17 protein-coding genes are annotated in these 20,584 nt (G+C 59.4%); 8 read left to right on the forward strand and 9 right to left on the reverse strand.

Translation table 11 applies throughout. The features are described 5' to 3' along the window. Positions 1-107 precede the first annotated feature (107 nt). Positions 108-2,447, forward strand: a complete 2,340-nt coding sequence (pvdQ, locus tag AB4N85_RS08280; protein WP_252886000.1) for a bifunctional acylase PvdQ — start codon at positions 108-110, stop codon at positions 2,445-2,447. A 53-nt stretch (positions 2,448-2,500) separates the two neighbouring features. Here the strand turns inward: pvdQ and AB4N85_RS08285 are convergent, their stop codons facing one another. After that, positions 2,501-3,502 (reverse strand): FecR family protein, encoded by a 1,002-nt coding sequence (locus AB4N85_RS08285; RefSeq protein WP_460067681.1) that lies wholly within the window; start codon positions 3,500-3,502, stop codon positions 2,501-2,503. A 153-nt stretch (positions 3,503-3,655) separates the two neighbouring features. On the opposite strand from AB4N85_RS08285, the gene AB4N85_RS08290 reads away from it, so the two are divergent. Then, complete coding sequence (locus AB4N85_RS08290) at positions 3,656-3,925, forward strand: PepSY domain-containing protein (RefSeq protein ID WP_252869499.1); 270 nt, start codon at positions 3,656-3,658, stop codon at positions 3,923-3,925. Between the two features lie 71 nt (positions 3,926-3,996). Here AB4N85_RS08290 and AB4N85_RS08295 read toward each other — a convergent pair whose 3' ends face one another. Then, entirely contained in the window at positions 3,997-8,844 is a 4,848-nt protein-coding gene (locus tag AB4N85_RS08295; protein WP_460067683.1) for a dermonecrotic toxin domain-containing protein, read from the reverse strand. A gap of 233 nt (positions 8,845-9,077) precedes the next feature. On the opposite strand from AB4N85_RS08295, the gene AB4N85_RS08300 reads away from it, so the two are divergent. After that, positions 9,078-10,106: an Ldh family oxidoreductase gene (locus AB4N85_RS08300; protein WP_095179972.1), complete on the forward strand. Its 1,029-nt coding sequence runs from the start codon at positions 9,078-9,080 to the stop codon at positions 10,104-10,106. A gap of 202 nt (positions 10,107-10,308) precedes the next feature. On the opposite strand, the gene AB4N85_RS08305 is transcribed toward AB4N85_RS08300, so the two are convergent. Further along, positions 10,309-10,626: an ElaB/YgaM/YqjD family protein gene (locus AB4N85_RS08305; protein WP_016774661.1), complete on the reverse strand. Its 318-nt coding sequence runs from the start codon at positions 10,624-10,626 to the stop codon at positions 10,309-10,311. A gap of 154 nt (positions 10,627-10,780) precedes the next feature. Here AB4N85_RS08305 and AB4N85_RS08310 point away from each other — a divergent pair, with 154 nt between their 5' ends. Next, on the forward strand, positions 10,781-11,035 hold the full coding sequence (locus AB4N85_RS08310) for a hypothetical protein (protein WP_003224595.1): 255 nt from the start codon (positions 10,781-10,783) through the stop codon (positions 11,033-11,035). A gap of 6 nt (positions 11,036-11,041) precedes the next feature. Here AB4N85_RS08310 and AB4N85_RS08315 read toward each other — a convergent pair whose 3' ends face one another. Then, positions 11,042-11,956 (reverse strand): LysR family transcriptional regulator, encoded by a 915-nt coding sequence (locus AB4N85_RS08315; RefSeq protein WP_095179973.1) that lies wholly within the window; start codon positions 11,954-11,956, stop codon positions 11,042-11,044. 84 nt (positions 11,957-12,040) lie between these two features. Here AB4N85_RS08315 and AB4N85_RS08320 point away from each other — a divergent pair, with 84 nt between their 5' ends. Further along, positions 12,041-12,964 (forward strand): carbon-nitrogen hydrolase family protein, encoded by a 924-nt coding sequence (locus AB4N85_RS08320; protein WP_460067687.1) that lies wholly within the window; start codon positions 12,041-12,043, stop codon positions 12,962-12,964. Between the two features lie 137 nt (positions 12,965-13,101). Here AB4N85_RS08320 and AB4N85_RS08325 read toward each other — a convergent pair whose 3' ends face one another. Continuing rightward, the gene (locus AB4N85_RS08325) at positions 13,102-13,575 is read right to left on the reverse strand and encodes an LEA/WHy family protein (RefSeq protein WP_460067688.1); all 474 of its coding nucleotides are present in this window, start codon (positions 13,573-13,575) and stop codon (positions 13,102-13,104) included. A gap of 66 nt (positions 13,576-13,641) precedes the next feature. Continuing rightward, positions 13,642-15,108, reverse strand: a complete 1,467-nt coding sequence (locus AB4N85_RS08330) for a nucleobase:cation symporter-2 family protein (protein WP_016774665.1) — start codon at positions 15,106-15,108, stop codon at positions 13,642-13,644. A 289-nt stretch (positions 15,109-15,397) separates the two neighbouring features. Here AB4N85_RS08330 and zapE point away from each other — a divergent pair, with 289 nt between their 5' ends. The 3 genes from zapE (at position 15,398) to AB4N85_RS08345 (ending at position 17,730) form a co-directional block, all read left to right on the forward strand. Then, positions 15,398-16,516, forward strand: a complete 1,119-nt coding sequence (gene zapE, locus AB4N85_RS08335; protein WP_252869505.1) for a cell division protein ZapE — start codon at positions 15,398-15,400, stop codon at positions 16,514-16,516. A gap of 17 nt (positions 16,517-16,533) precedes the next feature. Further along, the gene (locus tag AB4N85_RS08340) at positions 16,534-17,115 is read left to right on the forward strand and encodes a DinB family protein (protein WP_056785884.1); all 582 of its coding nucleotides are present in this window, start codon (positions 16,534-16,536) and stop codon (positions 17,113-17,115) included. Positions 17,116-17,232: 117 nt separating this feature from the next. Continuing rightward, positions 17,233-17,730 carry a GNAT family N-acetyltransferase gene (locus AB4N85_RS08345; RefSeq protein WP_024012903.1) on the forward strand — a complete coding sequence of 166 codons (498 nt, stop codon included), beginning with the start codon at positions 17,233-17,235 and terminating at the stop codon, positions 17,728-17,730. 116 nt (positions 17,731-17,846) lie between these two features. Here AB4N85_RS08345 and AB4N85_RS08350 read toward each other — a convergent pair whose 3' ends face one another. From AB4N85_RS08350 to AB4N85_RS08360, 3 genes are all read right to left on the reverse strand, one after another. Next, on the reverse strand, positions 17,847-18,056 hold the full coding sequence (locus AB4N85_RS08350) for a hypothetical protein (protein ID WP_252869506.1): 210 nt from the start codon (positions 18,054-18,056) through the stop codon (positions 17,847-17,849). Between the two features lie 176 nt (positions 18,057-18,232). Beyond that, the gene (locus AB4N85_RS08355) at positions 18,233-19,975 is read right to left on the reverse strand and encodes a phosphoethanolamine transferase CptA (protein WP_252869507.1); all 1,743 of its coding nucleotides are present in this window, start codon (positions 19,973-19,975) and stop codon (positions 18,233-18,235) included. Between the two features lie 211 nt (positions 19,976-20,186). Continuing rightward, complete coding sequence (locus AB4N85_RS08360) at positions 20,187-20,369, reverse strand: DUF6026 family protein (protein ID WP_016774671.1); 183 nt, start codon at positions 20,367-20,369, stop codon at positions 20,187-20,189. Positions 20,370-20,584 lie beyond the last annotated feature (215 nt).

Below are 20,584 nucleotides of genomic sequence, written 5' to 3' on the forward strand. Positions count from 1 at the left end.
ATTGCCTCAATGGGCTACCCGCTAAATTTTTTCCCTCAGGTTCGTTTCTTCGACAGGCTCATTGCGCGTGGACGCAGGGGCAATCGACCTTTCGATCAGGAGCGAGCGTGATTATTTCCAGGCAACTTACCGGGCTGGCCCTCGCCAGCACCTTGTTCGGGCTGAGCCTGTCGGCCCATGCGCTGAGTCCATCGGCACAGACCAGCGCTGACATTCGCCGCACCAGTTTCGGCGTGCCGCACATTCGCGCCGACAACGAACGCGGTCTGGGTTTCGGCATCGGTTACGCCTACGCCCAGGACAATCTGTGCCTGCTGGCTAACGAGATCGTTACGGTCAATGGTCAGCGCTCCCAATATTTCGGCCCGGAGCAGTTGACTGTTGAACAACGGCAAAACCGCGTCAGTGATGTGTTCTTCACCTGGCTCAATACCCCTGAAGCGGTCGAAACCTTCTGGCAGGCGCAACCGACGCAGGTCCGCGACCTGGTCGAGGGATATGCCGCCGGTTACAACCGCTATCTGGCTGAACGCCGTCAGCAAGGGTTGCCGCAGCAATGCCAGGGCGAGTGGGTACGTGATATCAGTGCCGAGGATCTGGTCAAACTGACGCGGCGCCTGCTGGTTGAAGGCGGGGTGGGGCAGTTCGCCGAAGCCGTTGCTGGCGCGACACCGCCGCAAGCGACCGCGCAGGTGAAGCACGACACCGTGGCGTTCCAGTTGGCCGACGCGCGCCAGCAACGTTTCGCCCTGGATCGCGGCAGCAACGCCGTGGCGGTCGGCAGCGAGCGCTCGTTCAATGGCCGTGGCATGTTGCTGGCCAACCCGCATTTCCCATGGGTCGGGGGGATGCGCTTTTATCAGATGCACCTGACCATCCCCGGCAAGCTTGATGTGATGGGCGCCGCTTTGCCGGGATTGCCGATGATCAATATCGGTTTCAACCAGCATCTGGCCTGGACCCACACCGTCGATTCGTCGAAACACTTCACCTTGTATCGCCTGCAACTTGATCCAAAGGATCCGACTCGATATTTGTTCGATGGCAAGTCGCTGCCACTGAACAAACAGACGGTTACCGTGCAGGTCAAGCAGGCTGACGGACAGGTCGTAGCGGTTGCGCGCGACATCTACAGCTCGCAGTTCGGCCCGATCGTGCAATGGCCGGGCAAGCTCGACTGGGACAGGCAATATGCCTACAGCTTGCGCGATGCCAACCTCGACAACGACCGCGTGCTCGAACAGTGGTATGCGATGAACCAGGCCAGCAATCTAAAGGACCTGCAAGACGCAGTGCACAAGATCCAGGGCATCCCGTGGGTCAACACCCTGGCGGTGGATGACAAGGGCCAGACGCTGTACATGAACCTGTCGGTGGTACCGAACGTCAGCGCGGAAAAACTGGCCAAGTGCAGCGACCCACGCCTCGGTCTGCGCATGATCGTACTGGACGGTTCCAACAGCGGCTGTGCCTGGGATGTCGATCCGCAAGCCGCGCAGCAGGGCATCTTCGCCTCCAGCCAGTTGCCGCAATTGCTGCGCAGGGATTTCGTTCAGCACTCCAATGATTCGGCATGGCTGGCCAACCCGGCTCAACCGCTCACCGGCTATTCACCGCTGATCAGTCAGGAAGGACAACCGCTGGGCCTGCGCTCACGATTCGCGCTTGATCGTTTGGCTGAACTGAGCAAGAAAGGCCCGCTGGCAGTCAAGGATCTGCAGCACATGGTCATGGACGATCAGGTCTATCTGGCCGCGCAGGTCATGCCCGATCTGCGGAAGTTCTGCGGCGCCGATCTGGGCAGCGATGCCGCGACACTCAAGTCTGCGTGCGCCAGCCTCAAAGCCTGGGACGGCCGCGCAAATCTGGATTCCGGGCTCGGTCTGGTGCATTTTCAGAACATCATGCAGGCGCTGCTTGAATCAGCGGATATCTGGCGTGTTGCATTCAATCCGGCAGATGCGCAACACACTCCTCGCGGCCTGGCAGTCGAACAACCTGCCGTCGCCAAAGCACTGCGTGAAGCGATGCTGGCGTCGGTCGAGCGGGTCGCAAAAATGGGCCTGAAACCTGACACCCGCTGGGGTGATGTCCAGGTGGTCAGCAGCGGCGGGCAGCAAACGCCGATTCATGGCGGGCCGGGGACGCTGGGCATCTACAACGCGATGCAAAGCGTGCCCCGCGAAGACGGCAAACTTGAAGTGGTCAGCGGCACCAGCTATCTGCAAGTTGTGAGCTTCGATGAAAAAGGCCCGCACGCCCAAGGGCTGCTGGCGTTCTCGTTATCCAGTGATCCGATGTCGAAATACTCGCGGGATCAGACTGCTGCATTTTCGAAGAAGCAGTGGAGTGTTCTGCCGTTCACCGAACAGCAGATCCAGGCGGATCCGCAATATCAGGTGCAGACGATCAAGCAGGATCAGGCAGGGAAGGTGGCAGCGCAGTAAAACAGTCACAGCTCGAAACAAACGAAGGCCGCCTCCCGCAAGGGACGCGGCCTTCAGCTTTTCGGCGGGCGTTGCGGCATCGAATTGATTACCGGGTTGCCTTCCTTGTTTCGCGTCAAATAGACCGGCAGCACTTTCGGCAGGCTGTTGGCGAGGTGGTTCATCTCTTTGATGTTGTAGACGCCGCCCACGCGGATCGCGCCGGTATTGGTGTCGGCCAGCATCAACGGCTTGTCGAGGTAACGGTTGATCAGCGGCAGGGCGTCGTGCAGCGCAAGGTTGTCGAGCACCAATCGGCCGCTGCGCCACGCCAGCGAAGTATCGCCAGGGTAGGTCTGACTGATTTGCGGCGCGTAATCGCCATGCCGGTAGCGCGCCTGCATCGAGGGACTGAGGCGCAGACCGTCGCCAGGCAAGTCGCGATTGCTGCTGACCAGCACCGAACCTTCGATCAGATTGACCCGCACCTGATCTTCGTACATCCACACATTGAACCGCGTACCGGTCACGCGGATCTTGCCGTCGCCGGCGCGAACCACGAGTGGATGAGACGCGTCATGGCTGACATTAAAAAACGCCTCGCCCTTGTTCAGGGTGACGCGACGTTCATGTTTGTAATTGCTGAAGCTCAGGTCGGTGTGCAGGTTGAGTTCTAGCTGGCTGCCGTCACTCAGGGTGATCTGACGCACACTGTCGGTGGCGGCGTAATGCTGATAACTGTCAGGCACCCAGCCCAGACTCCAGCCGCTGTAGGCCGCGAGTGGCAAGGCGAGGGCGCAGGCGCCAGCAATGACCGCGAACTTGCGCCACGAACGCGAAGGCTTGCGCTGCGCCGCGAGTGCCTCGGGCTCGGTTCGAGGCAGATCTCCGGCGACTTCCCAGATTTCTTGCATGGCTTCGTATTCGAAGGCATGCAAAGGATGTGCAGCGTGCCAGGTCTCAAATGCGCGACGCTCCTCGTCCGTGCAGTCAGCGGCGTGCAGACGCATGCACCAGTGCGCGGCGGCATCGGTGATCGCATCGTATTCGGCTTCCGAGAGAGTGTCTTGGGTCATTGACTCGTCCTGATTTCGCTCATTCTAACCTCGCCGGCAGGCTGCCGAGAACATCCGTCATGGCATTTACCCATCAACGCGGAACTTATTTTTCCCTGTGGCGCCCAAAAAAACAGGAAGCAACTGACTACTATCCATAAATGGAGTGAAAAAATGATCAAAAAGACATTCGCAGCCCTGATCGCCACTGCTGGTTTGCTCGGTGCCGGTGCCGCTCTGGCGGACAAGCCCGGCGCAGGCTGGATCACCATCGAAAAAGCCATCGAGGTCGCCAAGACCAAGGCCGGCTATGTCGAAGTCTATGAGATCGGCGCCGACAATGACGGCTACTGGGAAGGCGAAGGGCGCAAGGCTGACGGCATTGTCTACGAGTTCCGCATCGACGGCGCCTCGGGCAATGTACTGCGCGATCAGAAGGATTAACGCACCGTCTCACTCGTTGATTCTTGGTATGAGCAATGCGCTGGCGTTACGCCGGCGCATTTTTTTTGTCGTCACGCCAGCGCTTGCGAGGATCCCGCCTGATCTGCAACCGGCGCCGATAGCGGTATGGGCGCGGGAAGCGGGTCGAGCTGGCGCCCCAGTTCGCTGATGAGCAGGGCGATCGAGTCGGCGTTGGCGAGCATCACGTCGACCCGCGCATCTGCTGAAACAGGACTGCGAAACGCTCGGCGCGCGTCTGCAAGGTTTGTGGTTTTGGTAAGGCTGAGGATTTTCAGGTAATCCGCGGCATGCGTCGGCATTTTGTCCAGATCGGTCCAGACGTGGTTATCGGATTTCACCGCAAACAGGTGCGAGAGATTGCCGTAGCGCGACAATAACCTGCGATAACGTTCAAGCGAGCCCTTGGCCGCTTGCCCCTCTGCCGTCGTCGTGTCGATAAGGTCGAGATAAGGCCCCATGGCCTGGATCGTCACCAGATCTTCGCTGTCGCAAACCAGATGCGAGAGTTCATGGATAATCGTTACCGCGCGTGCGTGTGAATCAACATTGAATCGAGGAGGCAGATGGGCGGTGTATTTGTCCATTCTGGGATTGAAAAAAACCTCGGTGAGATGAATTATTTTCTGTTTGTCCTGTTTGAAAACGAAAGCAACGGTATTGGCGCTGCCAGGCCCATTCAGACCAGTAAAGAAGCGCTCGGTGTAGAGCAAATCATCTTTTGGGTTCGTCAATTCCTGGCACACAGGAATTATCACTTTCTCGAGTTTTGTGAGCAGCAAGGGCGTTACCTCTTGCACCTCGAAGAACTCCTTTAAAACCGTCTCCAGCCGTGTGCCCGCAGGATGGCTGCGCTGTGTAACGTAGTTATGCAGGCAATTGACTGCATATTCTCTTGCACGGTTTACGGCTTGCTGTATCACGAACGCCCTGGCCGGATAGCGACGGTGGATCTGGGCCATGCCTCTGGCCTGGATATACATTTCTATTGAGCGGTTTTCCTCGACTTCATGTTGAGCAGGGTCACGACGTTTTGATCGGCAGCGATGAACCGGCTGGCTGGCGCTTGCAACAACCAGACGGGCATTTTTCTCTTCGAGTGCCGGCCCCTGACTGCCGTCTTTTTTGCGCAAATACCAGTTTTTTTCGAGCTGGACTGCCGGATACACCTTGCCGGCAATGGCGGCGTATTTCTGCGTCGTTGACGAATCCCCATAGACCAGCTTATTGGCATCAAGCTTGAGGGATTCCAGCGCCGTACTGCTTTCAAAGGGCTGCAAATCAATCCGAGCGGGCGTGACGGGCGACACCTTTGCCCAGCGAGAGGAGACTTGCACCGTTGTGGCTGTACCCGCAGGTGCTTGCGCCTCTGCGGCGAATTCGGAGCCGGCCGTGTCTGCCTCGCTTTCCCATGACAGACGTCCCAGGCTGAAGAGGGTAATCGCCCCTGCGATGAAGCTTTTCAGGGCATTTGCCCAGTGGTGATCCTGAAGGCCTTCGGCGGACGCCTTGAAGTCCTGGTAGCTTCGCCAAAGAAAAAAACCGGACGCGAGTTTGCCCGGTAGCAAATGTGGCACCAGGCGCACGCCGTGACTGAACAGAAACTTCACCGCTTCCCAATCCGCTTGGCCATTGATCTGTGGCTGGCTGCGCAACAGTTGCGGCAGAAGACGCAGAGTGTCTTGGTGAAACCGCTCGAGCACGTTGCCATTGATGGGCGCGCCATGAAGAGTGATTTCACTGTCTTTGCCGATCGTTGTTTTCAACAGGCTCTTGAATATCGCCTGCTGAGCTTCAGGCAGACGCCGGATGATCAAATCCTGGAAGTGCCCGGGGGTATTCAGTGCCTCGATCAGCTGCGCTTCGTTTTCGAATTCGCGAAACACATACCTGGAGTAAGGCGCATAGAGGATCCGGGGGCCTGTTTGCCCTGCGCCCGGACCGAAGACATACAAACCGAGTGTGTCGACGCAATCAGCGCCTGGGGTCTTGATCAACGATAGCGGACAAGCGATGGCATGAGCGCCCTCGACCGCAGCGCGCGCTATCGCGTCCGGCATGTCGAGGACCTGGCAAATGTAGTCATAGCCGGTATCCGAGAGCTGTTGCTGCAATTTCATCGAGTGGGCGTGTTGCATCAATTGCCAGGGCAACTGGCGCAAGAACCGTTCTTTGCTGGTGCGAGCAGACGGGCTGTCGGCTGACAGCGCTTCGGTGACTTTCGCGGTGTAGGTGGTAGCAACATCAAGAGATTGCAGTAATTGCCGTACCGCGGTCTGGGCAAACTCTTTTGGTAAGGCTGTGGCCGTTGTCGAGGCGACTTTGAAACCGCTGCCCTGCACGACGTTGTAGTGATGCAAGGCAAATTCCAGCAAGTTGCAGGCAGGGCCGGCCAATATCAGATTGGGGGTGATCCGGATGTCCTGTGGCTTGAGCCCGTTGCCTGGAAAGCGGGCATCGAGCAGGGTTTTGAGGGTCTGCTCGATATGAGTGGCCAGCGCCGGGACCTCATCGAGGAAATCCTTGCCATCAATGAACGCATGCCGCAGTTCATCCAGCAGCGCGAGTTGCGTGCGTTGCTCCGTCGCCGAGGCCATACGCAACCAGTCGGGGTAATCCAGATGACGCGAAAGGGTTCGTGCAAGATCGATCGCGCGTCGCAGGTTGGTATCGATGACAGCATTCTTCATTTCATCAAGGAAGCTCGCCAATGTCTTTGGCTCCTTGATGCAAACTCGCAGCAGTTCACATTCTGCCAGGAACTGTTCAATGGCAGATTGCATGCGGTCTCGGGAGACACTGCCATTAATCAATTGAAACTCGCCCAGTGTGTATTGCTGGTCCAGTCTGTGTTGCGCCTTTGGCAGATTTTCCAGCAGCGTGTGACTCTGGTTATTGTCGTCCAGCCGTTGTTGCAATTGCTTTTGCGCATTGGCGATGTCGTCAAACAGCTCCAGGCCCAGGGCCGGTGTCCAGAGGATGGCGCGCCCGGAATGTTTCACGTCCATGCCGCCGCGCTCGGTCAGCAGCACACAGTGAGCGAGCGGCAGCGCAGCGTTGGGCTCGGTTCCGATGAGGGTCAGTGACCAGGCATCGGGGCGAAAACCATTGAGTGACTGGCGGTCCCTGCGTGTCGGGTGCCTGGAATCGAACACGGTGTCGACGATCTTTCGTTCCGCCTCCAGCCATGACCCGCTGAGGCTGCGCAGGTACGCCTCACCACGCAGGCCGTCTTCGAATGCCTGGGCCAGTTTCCACAGAATGCCTTCCAAAAAGACGCGCTGTTCTGCGCCGTGCGCGGTCGGCTGGTCTTTGAAGTGGCTGGTCAGATTATCCAGCGTCCGTCCCAGAAGTGTCGCCTGCTGCGCAGCCTTGTCTGCCTGCACGAGTGACGATGGCGGTGTACTGGTAAACAACGGCCGGGTACTCCAGCGCTGATTGACGTCGAGCTTGAGCAGCCGTTCATGAATCATTGAGCGGATATCCAACGCCTTGTCGAAGAGCGCATGGATGTCAGTGGTGCGCTCGCTCTGACGAAAACGCTGCAGAACGAATTCAACGTTCTGACGTTGCTTGGTGATGATGGCCTCGAACAGCGTGGTCATGATCTCACCGCCAATGTTTTCCCCGGATACCTGCGCGTTAGCGAAGCCAAGGTAACGATTGCGCTCTTGCAGATTCATCAGCCCGTAGAGTTCGTCTTCGTGTCCGGCAGCCCGCATTTTCGCGGTCAGTGTCTGTTTGAGATCCGCGTAGTCGGCGAGTACCTGCAGGCCCTGGCTGGGCGTATAGAGATAAGCCTTGTCGTGATTGATCATCAGCGAACCGGCCAGCTCGACACAGGCTGTTTCTTCGCTCAGGCACACGGTTTCGAACGTTGGCCGCCGTACCGCAACGGTTGGCTCACGTACCAGGCTGTGCAGGGCGTAGAACTCGCTGGCGGTGAGGATCTGCGTTTCGCGCTTGATCATCAGATCCGCGCGCGCCTGATCCTGCACCGTCTGGCTGAAGAAAGTACGTCTGGGCGAGCCTTCGAATGAGGCGCCGTTCCAAAACACCTCAAGCTGTCGAAACAACAGCATGGTCAGTTTTCCCGATGCCGACTTGATCGCATTGGTCCAGGCCGACTGATCGTCTTCGCGTACCGAACGGGCGGGATGGGTAAACTCTACGAGCTGACCGTGGGGCCAGCCCTGACGGTGAAAGTGCACCAACAGCGCTTCAGTCAGCGACAGCGAGTCGACCCACTGTTTCCCATCCGAAGAAGTCACCGAATAGAAACCGACGCGAGTAAGCGATTGTTGCACCGCGCCAAAATGCGCTTCGAGCAGTTCGTCGAGAATCTTTTCCAGCAGCGTTGCAAGGGATGGCAGGCGTTTGAGCTCGTCCAGCAGGTCACGGGCGCACCTCTCCAGAGAGTCGCCGATTGCCAATTGCTGGTCCTCGAACACATCACCTTCGATGGTTTCGCAAGTCAGGGTGATACTGCGTTTTTCCACCAGTTCCTTGCGCAATGAAACCGAGAGGAAAGCCAGCAGATCATCAGCTTCCCCGGCATTGTCGAGGCGTGTCTGCAGGGCGTCCGTCAGTGCCTGGCGGTCAGCGAATTTTTTCAGGCCATCGTAGGGCGTATAGAGAAACACGCCGTTGTCATCCGGCCCTGCGCTGAGTATGAAGCTGCCTGCCAGCGGCACGGCCAGTTGCTTGTCGGCGTTGAGCAGGATGCGTTCGGCCAGCATTGGCGGGGTTTGCTTGTTGCGCAGCGATTGCGTAGCGAGTTGCGCGTGTGCAAGCCAGTCGAAGTCTTTGCTGTTGAGACCGTGTGCCGGAGCGAGGTCAGCGTGCAGGCCGGGTGAATCGAATATCACTGGAAACAACAGCGGGGCAGTCGGGGTGGACATCATTGCAACTCTGAACAGGGCGCCATTGGGCTGGAACTCAACAGTAAATGCGCAGAGTGGAGCACTTGCGGTAGACAGTTACCGCACGTGCCGAGATCAAAATGTGCATCAGGGCGCGCCAACCGATGGCAATGAATCGAAGGGTTGACAGCTGGCAGCTCGGACAGGGTTAATCGGTGGGCAAAATCGACCGTACGCTGTTGTTCCCTCCAATAATCATTCTGGAGCTTCAGATGTCTGCGCCACACGATCATGGCTCGTCCACAGTGTCCCTCGAAGCACTGACGCAACTGCTTGAAACGATTTTTCTGCGCCACGGCACCTCCAGCGAAGTCGCACGGGTACTCGCCGTCAACTGCGCCAACGCCGAACGCGACGGCGCTCACAGTCATGGCGTGTTTCGCATCCCCGGTTATGTCTCGACGCTGAAAAGCGGCTGGGTCAATGGCCATGCCGTGCCACAGGTTGAAGATGTCGCGCCGGGGTTTGTCCGGGTTGACGCTGGCAACGGTTTTGCCCAGCCAGCGTTGGCAGCGGCCCGACCCTTGCTGATCGAGAAGGCGCGTCATGCCGGCATCGCGGTGCTGGCGATTCGCAACTCGCATCATTTCGCCGCTTTGTGGCCGGATGTCGAGCCCTTCGCCGACGAAGGTCTGGTGGCGCTGAGCGTGGTCAACAGCATGACCTGCGTGGTGCCCCATGGCGCTGATCGGCCATTGTTCGGTACCAATCCGATTGCCTTCGCCGCGCCAAGGGCCAACGCCGCGCCGATTGTGTTCGACCTTGCCACCAGCGCCATCGCCCATGGCGATGTGCAAATTGCAGCCCGTAAAGGTGAAAAACTCCCGGCCGGCATGGGTGTCGACAGCCTCGGCCAGCCGACCCAGGACCCCAAGGCGATTCTGGAAGGTGGAGCGCTGTTGCCGTTCGGCGGGCACAAAGGCTCGGCGCTGTCGATGATGGTCGAGTTGCTGGCGGCGGCATTGACCGGCGGCAATTTCTCATTCGAGTTTGACTGGTCCAACCATCCCGGCGCGAAAACCCCGTGGACCGGCCAGCTGTTGATCGTCATCGATCCGAGCAAAGCGGCGGGGCAGAGCTTTGCCCAGCGCAGCGAGGAACTGGTGCGGCAGATGCACGGAGTCGGGCTCAAGCGCCTGCCGGGGGATCGCCGGCATTTGCAGCGCAGTCGATCAATGGCGCAAGGGATCGTACTGGATGAGCAGACGCTGGGGCAGTTGCGGGAGTTGGCGGGGGAGTGAGTCTTTTGTTGTTCTGACGATTGCAGTGACAAGGTCAAAAGCCCCTCACCCTAGCCCTCTCCCGGGGGGAGAGGGGACTGACCGCGTGGTTTGGGCGAGGTACGCCGACTTGGGATACCGAGGTGAATTCAGTAATGGAAAAGCAAAGCGGTGGGCATAAAAAAAGCGAACCCTGAGGTTCGCCTTTTTCTGTGCGCCTGACTCAGCGACGGCCGAGCAGCAGGCCCACCACCAGGCCGAAACCGGCGGAGATCGCCACGGTTTGCCAAGGGTGACCACCGATGTAGTTTTCGGTGGCTTCGACGGCGGGTTTGGTGCGATCGCGCACGCTGGACACCGAATCCAGTGCCAGCTGCAGTTTCTGGGCGATTTGTGCACGCAGCGTTTCTGCTTCTTCGCCGACCAGTGAAGCGCTGCTCTTGAGCAGTTTGTCCGATTCTTCGATCAGAGCCTGAAGCTCGCTGAAAGCTTGATCCTTGATTTGCTCTTCGGCAGCTTGCGAGGCGGTTTTACGGGCCATTGGGTGACTCCTTGCAGGTGAATGGACAGTGACCAATGGAGTGTAGCGGCAGGCGAAAAGTTGCATGTCATTCGTGGAGAAGGGAAAAACCTGCACCGGAGATTTCCATCGAGCGTGTAAGATGTCGCCATTTTACGCAGCAGGATAAATCCCCATGAGTTTCAATCTGGCCGACAAATCCCTCGCAGAGCGCGCAGCGCTGGAAGATGAGAAATCCCGTCTGTTCGAACTCTGGCAGAACAATCTGGGCAAAGCCAAAGGCGAAGCCGCGCGCTTGTTTGGGGAGCGCTCCAAGCGCAAGGGCAAATGGGCGGAGTGGGTCCGCGCCGAACTGGACGGCATGTCGCCGCCGGAGTTCGCCAACATGGTGCGCAGTGAAGTCAATCGCCTGATGGCGGCGAACAAATAATCCGCTTCACGCCTGGCTGAACGTGGTGGCAATCGCCTCGCGAACCTTGACCAGCACCGGATCGATCTGCGTGCTGGTGCGCCAGCCCAGTTCCACCGGATAGCGCGGTAAAGCCAGAGGGCAGGGCAGCAACGCCAGCCCGCTCAGCGTCGCGATGCTTGCGGCGGCATGGGCCGGGATGGTCGCCACCGCCTGACTGCCCTTGAGCAGAAAGGGCAGCGCGGCGAAATGCGTGGTCGACGCGCAGACTCGCCGGCTCAAACCCACTGCCGCCAATCCCTCATCGGTAATGCCGATAAAGCCGCCCGACGACACCAGAATGTGCTCGCGTTCAACGAACTCTTGCAACGCGATCTGCTGTTGGCCTGGCGCGAGACTGGCCGGGTCGACCAAACACGCATAGCCGCCTTCCCCCAACACCTGACGACTGAGCAGGCGCTCGGAAAAGCCGCCGGCAGTGATCGCCAGGTCGATGCTGCGTTCCATCAGCGCGCGGGCAACGATCTGGCTGTGGGTCTGGCGAAATATCAACCGCAGCTTCGGCGCACGGCGGGCGATTTCCTCGATCAAGTGGCGCCCGTAGGCAATTTCAAAATCATCTGACAGACCGATCGCCACCGAACGTCCTTCGTATTGATTGGCCGCCGGATCGAGCATGGCCAGACTTTGCCGGCATTTGTTGAGCGCATCGCTGATCACCGGTTTCAGCTGATTGGCTTGCAGGGTCGGCGCCAGTCCGCGGCCGGTGCGCACGAACAACTGATCGCCATACACCTCACGCAAGCGGCGCAATGCCGCGCTGACTGCCGATTGCGTTACGCCCAGGCGCAGGGCGGCGCGACTGGCACTGGATTCATCGTGCAGTGCTTCGAAGACTTTCAGCAGGTTGAGGTCAATGTCGGCGATATTCATTTGGCTCATATCATTCAGCAGTCGGCAGGGCTTTATTCATGATCGCGTGACGCTGGAGAATCGGCAACACCTGAACCTGAAGGAGTAAACACGATGGCCAAATCCATAGTGGCGGCGTTGCAGATCGGTGCATTGCCCGGCGGCAAAGGCGAAACCCTTGAACAGATCCTTGCTTGGGAAGACGCAATCCGCGAATCCGGCGCCGCGTTGGTGGTGATGCCGGAAGCCTTGCTCGGTGGCTACCCGAAAGGCGAGGGCTTCGGCACCCAATTAGGCTACCGACTGCCCGAGGGGCGTGAGGCGTTCGCGCGGTATTTTGCCAACGCCATCGATGTGCCCGGCGCCGAAACCGACGCGCTGGCCGGATTGTCAGCGCGCACCGGGGCCAATCTGGTGATCGGCGTGATCGAGCGCGCTGGCAGCACGTTGTATTGCACGGTGCTGTATTTCGATCCGCAGGCCGGGCTGCTCGGCAAACACCGCAAGCTCATGCCCACCGGCACCGAGCGACTGATCTGGGGCAAGGGTGATGGCTCGACGCTGCCGGTGTTCGACACCCAGGTCGGCAAGCTTGGCGCCGTGGTCTGCTGGGAAAACATGATGCCGCTGCTGCGCACGGCGATGTATGCCAAAGGCGTTGAGGTCTGGTGCGCGCCGACCGTGGACGAGCGCGAAATGTGGCAGGTCAGCATGCGCCACATCGCCCATGAAGGCCGCTGCTTTGTGGTCAGCGCCTGTCAGGTGCAGGCCTCGCCGGATGATTTGGGGGTGGAGATTGCCAATTGGCCGGGTGATCGCCCGTTGATCGCCGGTAGCAGCGTGATCGTCGGTCCGATGGGCGATGTGCTGGCGGGGCCGTTGCGCGGGGAAGCGGGCTTGCTCACGGCGCAGATCGACACTGATGAACTGATCCGCGCGCGGTATGACTACGATGTGGTCGGCCACTACGCGCGGCCGGATGTCTTCGAGTTGACCGTTGATGAGCGTGCGAAGCCGGGGGTGCGGTTCAACTCCTGACCTTGAAACTTGTTTTGAACCTGTGGGAGCTGGCTTGCCAGCGATGGGGCCATGTCAGTCGACATCTTTTTGGCAGATGCACCGCTATCGCTGGCAAGCCAGCTCCCACAGGGATCGGTGCCCGATCAGAAAACTTTTTACCAAGTCGCCGCACTCACCTTGGGCAGGCTCAACTTGCCGCTGTCGGTAAAGCGCATCGTGCCAAACAACCCGCCCGCCAGTTTGCCGCGCAGCACGTAGGGCAGATTATCGAGGCTTTGCGTCTGGCTCAGCCCCAATGTCTGGCGCAGCACCGAGAACGCCGAGACGCTGACCGGCACCGTGACAATGGCTTCAGAGAAACGCGGGATCGAGCCGCTCTGATCGCTCACACCGGACGCCAGCGAATGACCATTGACCTCCAGATCCAGCGCGATGCCGTTGTAATCGATCGCCGTTTCATTGGGGTTCTGTACGCGCAGCTTGATCGCGAAGCGTACTTCCAGTTCCTGGCTGGGTAACGGTTCGAGGCCAACCACGTTGATGTTCACCGGATCGCGGTTGGGAAACAGCGCGCAGGCGCTGAGCGACAACAGCACAAGCGACAGGATGACGGCGTGGACGCGGCGCATAAAAATCTCTCGACAAAAAAAGGGCTGAACCGTCGCCGGTGCAGCCCTTTTTTTCGAGGCGTGACGTCAGCGGTTCAACTGTGCGACAGCCGCCGCTTGGCCGGGTTCACCTTTGGCGGCGACGTCGGGGTTTTCCATGACCTGCAGAATCGAAGCTTCCGGGTCGAAATCATCTTCTTCCAGCTCGATGAATTCTTCCGGCAGGAAGATGTTCAGCACGATAGCGCACAACGCACCGACAGTGATTGGCGATTCGAAGATGTTGCGCAGCGCTTGCGGCAGTTCGCGCAGGACTTCCGGCACCGCCGCGATGCCCAGGCCCATGCCCAGCGAGATCGCCACGATCAGCATGTTGCGTCGATGCAGGCCGGCCTCGGCGAGGATCTTGATCCCGGCCACGGCGACGGTACCGAACATCACCAGCTCAGCGCCGCCCAGCACCGGTTTCGGCATCAGTTGCAGCACTGCGCCGATCATCGGGAACAAACCGAGCAACACCAGCAGCCCGGCGATGAAAAACGCCACGTACCGGCTGGCCACGCCGGTTAACTGGATCACACCGTTGTTCTGCGCAAACGTCACCATCGGCATGCTGTTGAACACTGCCGCCATGGCCGAGTTGAGACCATCGGCGAGCAGGCCGGATTTGATCCGGCGGATGTACAACGGGCCTTTCACCGGTTGCCGGGAGATCATCGAGTTGGCGGTCAGGTCACCGGCCGCTTCCAGCGGCGACACGAGGAAAATCACCGCCACCGGCACGAATGCCACCCAATCGAAGTTGAAGCCGTACTTGAACGGCACCGGCACGCTGACCAGCGGCACTTCGGGCATCGAAGCGAAATCCACCGTGCCCATCAGCCAGGCCACCACGTAGCCAAGGGTCAGGCCGATGACGATCGCGCCCAGGCGCAGAAACGGCACGTCGACACGGTTCAGCACTACGATGGTACCGATCACCAGCGCCGCCAGAAATACGTGACTGGCTGCGCCCAAGTCAGGCGCGCCGAAGCCGCCGGCGATGTCGGTCATCGCCACTTTGATCAGCGACAGACCCATCAGCGTGATGATCGTGCCGGTGACTACCGGGGTGATCAGCATGCGCAGCTTGCCGATGAACTGGCTGAGCACCACTTCAATGAACGCAGCGAAGAAGCACACGCCGAAGATCGTCGAGAGGATTTCGTCAGTGCCACCGCCGCGCGCCTTGACCATGAATCCGGCGCTGAGAATCACGCTGATAAAGGAAAAACTGGTGCCTTGCAGACACAGCAGACCGGAACCCACCGGGCCGAAGCGCTTGGCCTGGACAAAGGTGCCAAGGCCGGAGACGAACAGCGCCATGCTGATCAGGTAGGGGATTTCACTGTGCAGACCGAGGGCGCCGCCCATGATCAGGGTCGGGGTAATGATGCCGACGAAACTCGCCAGCACGTGCTGCAACGCGGCGAACACCGTGGCGGTCAGGTGCGGACGGTCGTTGAGGCCGTAGATCAGGTCGTTGTTGCGCGGGGTTTTGTCAGAGGCGGTCATGGTGATGTGCGCGCCGCAAGGCGGGGCCGGGTCAGAAAATGGGTGCGCAGAATGCCGGAAGAGGGCGGCGAGGGCAACGAGCAATAACTGCCTGAAAGGTCAGGTTTTACTGCCTCTCCCTTGTTCTGATCGTTCCCATGCTCCGCGTGGGAATGCAGCCCGGGACGCTCCGCGTCCCTTCCAGAGCTGGAACGCGGAGCGTCCCTTGAGGCATTCCCACGCAGAGCGCGGGAACGATCAAACGTGCCTCGACCAGCAATGGCCAATCGCCCGTGGCATACTCCCGCGCATGACTTTCGACTCTCCCCTCAGTGCCTGGCAATACGCGGTCGACCACAAGGGTTTCATCCAGGATGAAGCCCAGGAACACGCAGTCTGGGCCTTGCAAAAATGCCATGAAGCCTTGCACGCCGGTGAGCCTTCGATCCGAGGCGTGTACCTGTGGGGGCCGGTCGGGCGCGGCAAGACCTGGCTGATGGATCAGTTCTATCAGACTCTGCGGGTGCCGGCGCGGCGTCAGCACTTTCATCACTTCATGGGCTGGGTACATCAGCGTTCGTTTCAACTCAGTGGCATCGCCGATCCGTTGCGCGCTTTGGCCAAAGAGCTGGCCGGCGAAGTGCGGGTGCTGTGTTTCGATGAACTGTTCGTCAATGACATCGGCGACGCGATCATTCTCGGCCGGCTGTTTCAGGTGATGTTCGAGGAAGGCGTAGTGGTGGTCTGCACGTCCAACCTGCCGCCTGATGACCTGTACGCGGACGGCTTCAATCGCGACCGTTTCACGCCGGCGATTGCGGCGATCAAGGCACACATGACAGTGGTCGCGGTGAATGGCGCCGAGGATCATCGCTTGCATCCCGGAGCGATCGAGCAGCGCTATTTTGTCAACAAGGCCGATTCGCCCTGCGCACTGAGTGCCGTGTTCAAGTCGCTGGCTGCAGATGAGACTGTCAGCGATGAGCCAGTCGCCGTGGGCCACCGCACACTCAACGTCGTGCAAGCCAGCGAATCGGTGCTGTGGTGCCGCTACAGCGATCTGTGCGAACAACCTTTCGCCGCCATGGACTTCATTGCCCTGTGTGATCGCTACCGGGCTATTCTGTTGAGCGAAGTGCCGAACCTCAGCGCACAAAAACGCGAAGGGCGCATTGCGCGGGGCACCGAAGATGGCGCTGAGCGCGTGGTCGCCGGTGACCGGGAATTGCCGCAGTTATCGGTGCATGACGACGGCGTTCGCCGCTTTATCGCGCTGGTCGACGAATGCTACGACCGCAAGGTGCCGCTGTACGTCGAGGCAAGCGTACCGATGGACGCGCTATACACCGAGGGCTACCTGGAATTCCCGTTCCGCCGCACCCTCAGCCGTTTGCAGGAGATGCAATTGCAGCGCTTCGCTGAAGCCTGAAAGAAGAGGGCGCCGACATGAGTCAACCGCTGTCCCATCATTTGCTGACCATGGCCTATCAGAATGCCTGGGCCAATCACCGCCTGGCAAAGGCCTGGAGCCAGCTCGACACCACTGAACTGGCGGCGCCACGGGTGAGCTTCTTCCCCAGCATCCGCCTCACGCTCAACCACATCCTCACTTGCGACTGGTTCTACGTCGACGCGCTGGAGCGGGAATTGCGCGGTGACGAGCCACACCCTGATTGCTATGTTTTCTTCAATGCAGACGAGCCGTTTACCGAGGCTGCGGCGCTGCGTGCAGAACAGGCCCGCGTTGATCGCCGCCTGATCGCCTATTGCGAGCAACTGCGCGATGCCGACCTGTCGAGAATCGTCACCATCGCCCGTGACATGCCGCAACATGACAGCCGCCTGCGCATGCTCTCGCACCTGTTCGAGCACCAGCTCCATCATCGTGGCCAGGTGCACGCCATGCTCAGCGGCACGGCGGTCAAGCCACCGCAACTGGATGAATTTTTCTGTGTCGGCGAAAGCGCATTGCGTGCCGAAGATTTCGCCGAACTGGGCTGGACCGAAGAGCTGATCTGGGGCCACTGACCGCAAAAGATCGCAGCTTTTCAAGTTGCCCTCTCCGGCGCACCCAAGCTAAGGTCCCCCCCAGGCCTTTCAGCTAGCACCTTGCGCGCCGGGGCTTTTTGCTTATCGGGGATGGAAATGGATTCCGCAGAAATACTCGTACTTCAGGCCAGCTACAGCAACCCGGTGCACGCCGAAGCCATCGGCATCGTGCTCAACCACTACGCCGAAGATCCCATGGGCGGTGGTCATCCGATCGCGCCCGAACTGCTGCAACGCCTGCCCGAAGAACTCGCCCGCCGCCCGCATGCCTTCAGCGTGCTGGCCTTCGTCGGCGGCGAACCGGCCGGGCTGGTCAACTGCTTTGAAGGCTTCTCGACTTTCGCCTGTAAACCGCTGGTCAACGTTCACGACGTCGCCGTGGTCGGCAAATTTCGTGGCCTTGGGCTCAGTCAGAAAATGCTGCAGAAAGTTGAAGAAATCGCTCGTCAGCGTGGCTGCTGCAAGATCACCCTGGAAGTGTTGGAAGGCAATGCGGTGGCGCAGGGTTCATATCGCAAATTCGGCTTTGCACCGGGGATGTTCAATCCAGATCACGGGCGGATGCTGTTCTGGATAAAGGATTTGCAGGCCTGAAGGCTCCTCACCGCCAATCACCAACATAAAAAAAGGCGCCCCGATCAGGGCGCCTGAACTGTCATCTCCCGGGCCAGAGCGGAGCCACGGAAGGTCCATCGGTTGCTCGGTAAAGCTCAGTCGCGATAGGACTCGGTCACCTGCGCCGTCTGGTCAGCAGGGACGCGGATTTCTTTCGCGCTGGCGTCGGTCTTCTGCTCGCTTTGCGCGTGCTGGACCGGGAAATTGTCGTAGTAATAACGCATACGTTCGGCACCGCCTTCAGCGAAGGCGCTGGTGGAGCCGAGGGCTAGCAGGGTGGTGAAGATGATAGTGGTGGTTTTCATGGTGCCTCCTACTGAACAAGTGGGAGTCGGTTCGTCCGTGAAGCAGACCGCGAAAGAAGTCTGCGTCGCGGCCATTAACAATGGGTTAACGCTGGTTCAGCACAAATATTGCGGCGTATTACAGAAACAACGCGGTCGATAGGCACAAAAAAGGGCCTTCTCGGCCCTTTGTCGTTTTACTTCTGCGCGACTTCCGCCGGATCAGGGTGTTTGGGCTTCATCAAACTGAAGTCAATCAACGCTCGCCTCGGCGCCTGGTACGGGTCGCCAATCAACAGCTTGCGCGGTACAAAGCTGTCGCTGACCAGGCTCTTGCTGCGATCCAGTTCATCGGAACTCAACCCGGCCAGATCCGCCCAGGTGTGAATGAGTTGCGAGCTGCTGTACGGGCGGCTGAGGTCGCCGGCGAAGTTCCAGTCGTGGTTTTCCTTCCACTTCGGCGAGGCCCAGGCCATGAACGGGATGGTGTACATCGGCGCGGTCGGTTTGTTTTCGTTGCGCCCCAGCGTGCCGTGACCGGCGGAGTCGAAGACATCTTCACCGTGGTCGGAGAGGTACAGCAGGAAGCCATTCGGGTCGGTCTTGGCGTAGTCCTTGATCAGGCTTGAGACCACGAAGTCGTTGTACAGCACCGCGTTGTCGTAGCTGTTGTAGGTCGGTACCTGATCGTCACGCACGCCAGCCGGAACGCCCTGGCGATCCTTGAACTTGTCGAACGTCGGCGGATATCGGTACTGGTAGCTCATGTGCGTGCCGAGCAGATGCACGACGATCAGCTTGCGCGGCGCCGCATCGGCCAGCGCCTTGTTGAACGGCTCGATGACGTCGCCATCGTACTGCGCCGAGTTCTGGTTGCGGTTGTTGTTCAGGTACACCTGCTCGTCGGCCTGTTCGGAGAAGGTCGTGAGCATGGTGTTGCGCTTGGTCATGGTCTGCTGGTTGGTGATCCAGAACGTCTTGTAACCGGCCTGTTTCATCACGCTGACCAGCGATGGCGTCGACAGGTACAGGTCGGGGTTCTGCTCGTCAGCGAAGGTCAACACTTGCTGCAGCGCTTCGATGGTGTACGGGCGCGGAGTGATGACGTTGTCGAAGATCGCCAGTTGATCCTTGAGTTTGTCCAGTTCCGGCGTGGTGTTGCGCGGATAACCGTAGAGGCTCATGCGCTGGCGGTTGGTCGATTCACCGATGACCAGCACCAGCGTCGCCGGTTGCCCGGGCGAGGCGTCCTTGAGGTTTTTCAGCGGCGGGATCTTGCTGGCACTGTCGAGCATGCCTTGCATGTCCCCCAGCGTTTCCAGATAGCGGTGATACGCCACGGCCATCTGCCACGGCACGGCGGGCTCGATGCGGGTTTCGAATTTCTCGAAGCCTTCGGCGAAATTGCCCATGCGCATGGTTTGTTTGATCAGCGGGTAGCCGGCGACGGCGATCACGATTGCGGTGGCTGCAACCAGTGCGCGACCACGGGGCATGTACACCGGGCGCAGCCGCGTCCACAGAAAGTAGGCGAACGCGGTATGGGCGAGGAACGCCGGGATCATCCACCAGGCGAAATACTGCGTCATGTACTCGCCCGCTTCCGACACGTTCGACTCGAACATGATGAAGATGACGCTCTGCGAGAATTCCTGCTGATAAATGAAGAAGTAACCCAGGCTGGCCATCGAGCAAGCCCACAGCACCACACCGATGATTGCCGCAAGCAGACGCGTCTGTTTGGGGAACAGCAGCATCGGCGCCAGCCACAGCGCGCTCATCACGAATGCCTGACGAAATCCCGTGAAACCAGACGTGCCGGTCAGCTGGATCAGCAGTTGAGTGATGCCCGAGAAGTACCAGAAGAAGACGAACAACCAGATGAATCCGGCCCAGTCGAAACCGGTCGCAGTCGTTTTGCTGCGTTTGAACAATGCCATTCAGCGCTCCAGCTCAATCATCAGACCCACGCCGGAAACGCTTCCATGACACCGACGAACAGAGGCCGTACACGCAGGCACGGCCAGAATGGGGCGAAGTATCCCCAAGGGCTTGTGAAAGATTTGTTAAGCGCCGCTGTTGGTGTGTATCAAGCGGTCAGAGGTGCAACGTGTCGGGAACGACGAGGGCCGTTCCCGAAGCAGGCGGGGATCAGGCGTGGGGTGCGCGCTGCACAACCGGACGCGGTTGCGGCTGCGAGCCCTGGGTCAATGCGCGCAATTGCGCCAATTCGTGCTTCAACTGGTCGCGCTCGTCTTTCAACTGGCGCAATTCATCGCGACGGATCGTAACGTAGAGGGTTTGTGGCGGCATTGCTGTATGTACTGTGCCCATTGCTCACCTCGCAAATGGCGTGCATCAACTGTAAGTCACTCCTCGTTTTGAGGCGCTTGACTTACTATCGGCGCCAATTTTGATTTCTTTTGCCCTGGAAGGGAACTTTTTTATTTTTCATGGTCGGTGTGTCTTCGGCAGGATTCGGGGCGTTATCACTCTGGATCGGGCACAATGCCCGGAAACTTCATCGCAACGCTCTGGACTAACCTCCA

This window comes from Pseudomonas sp. H1_G08 (assembly GCF_054681355.1).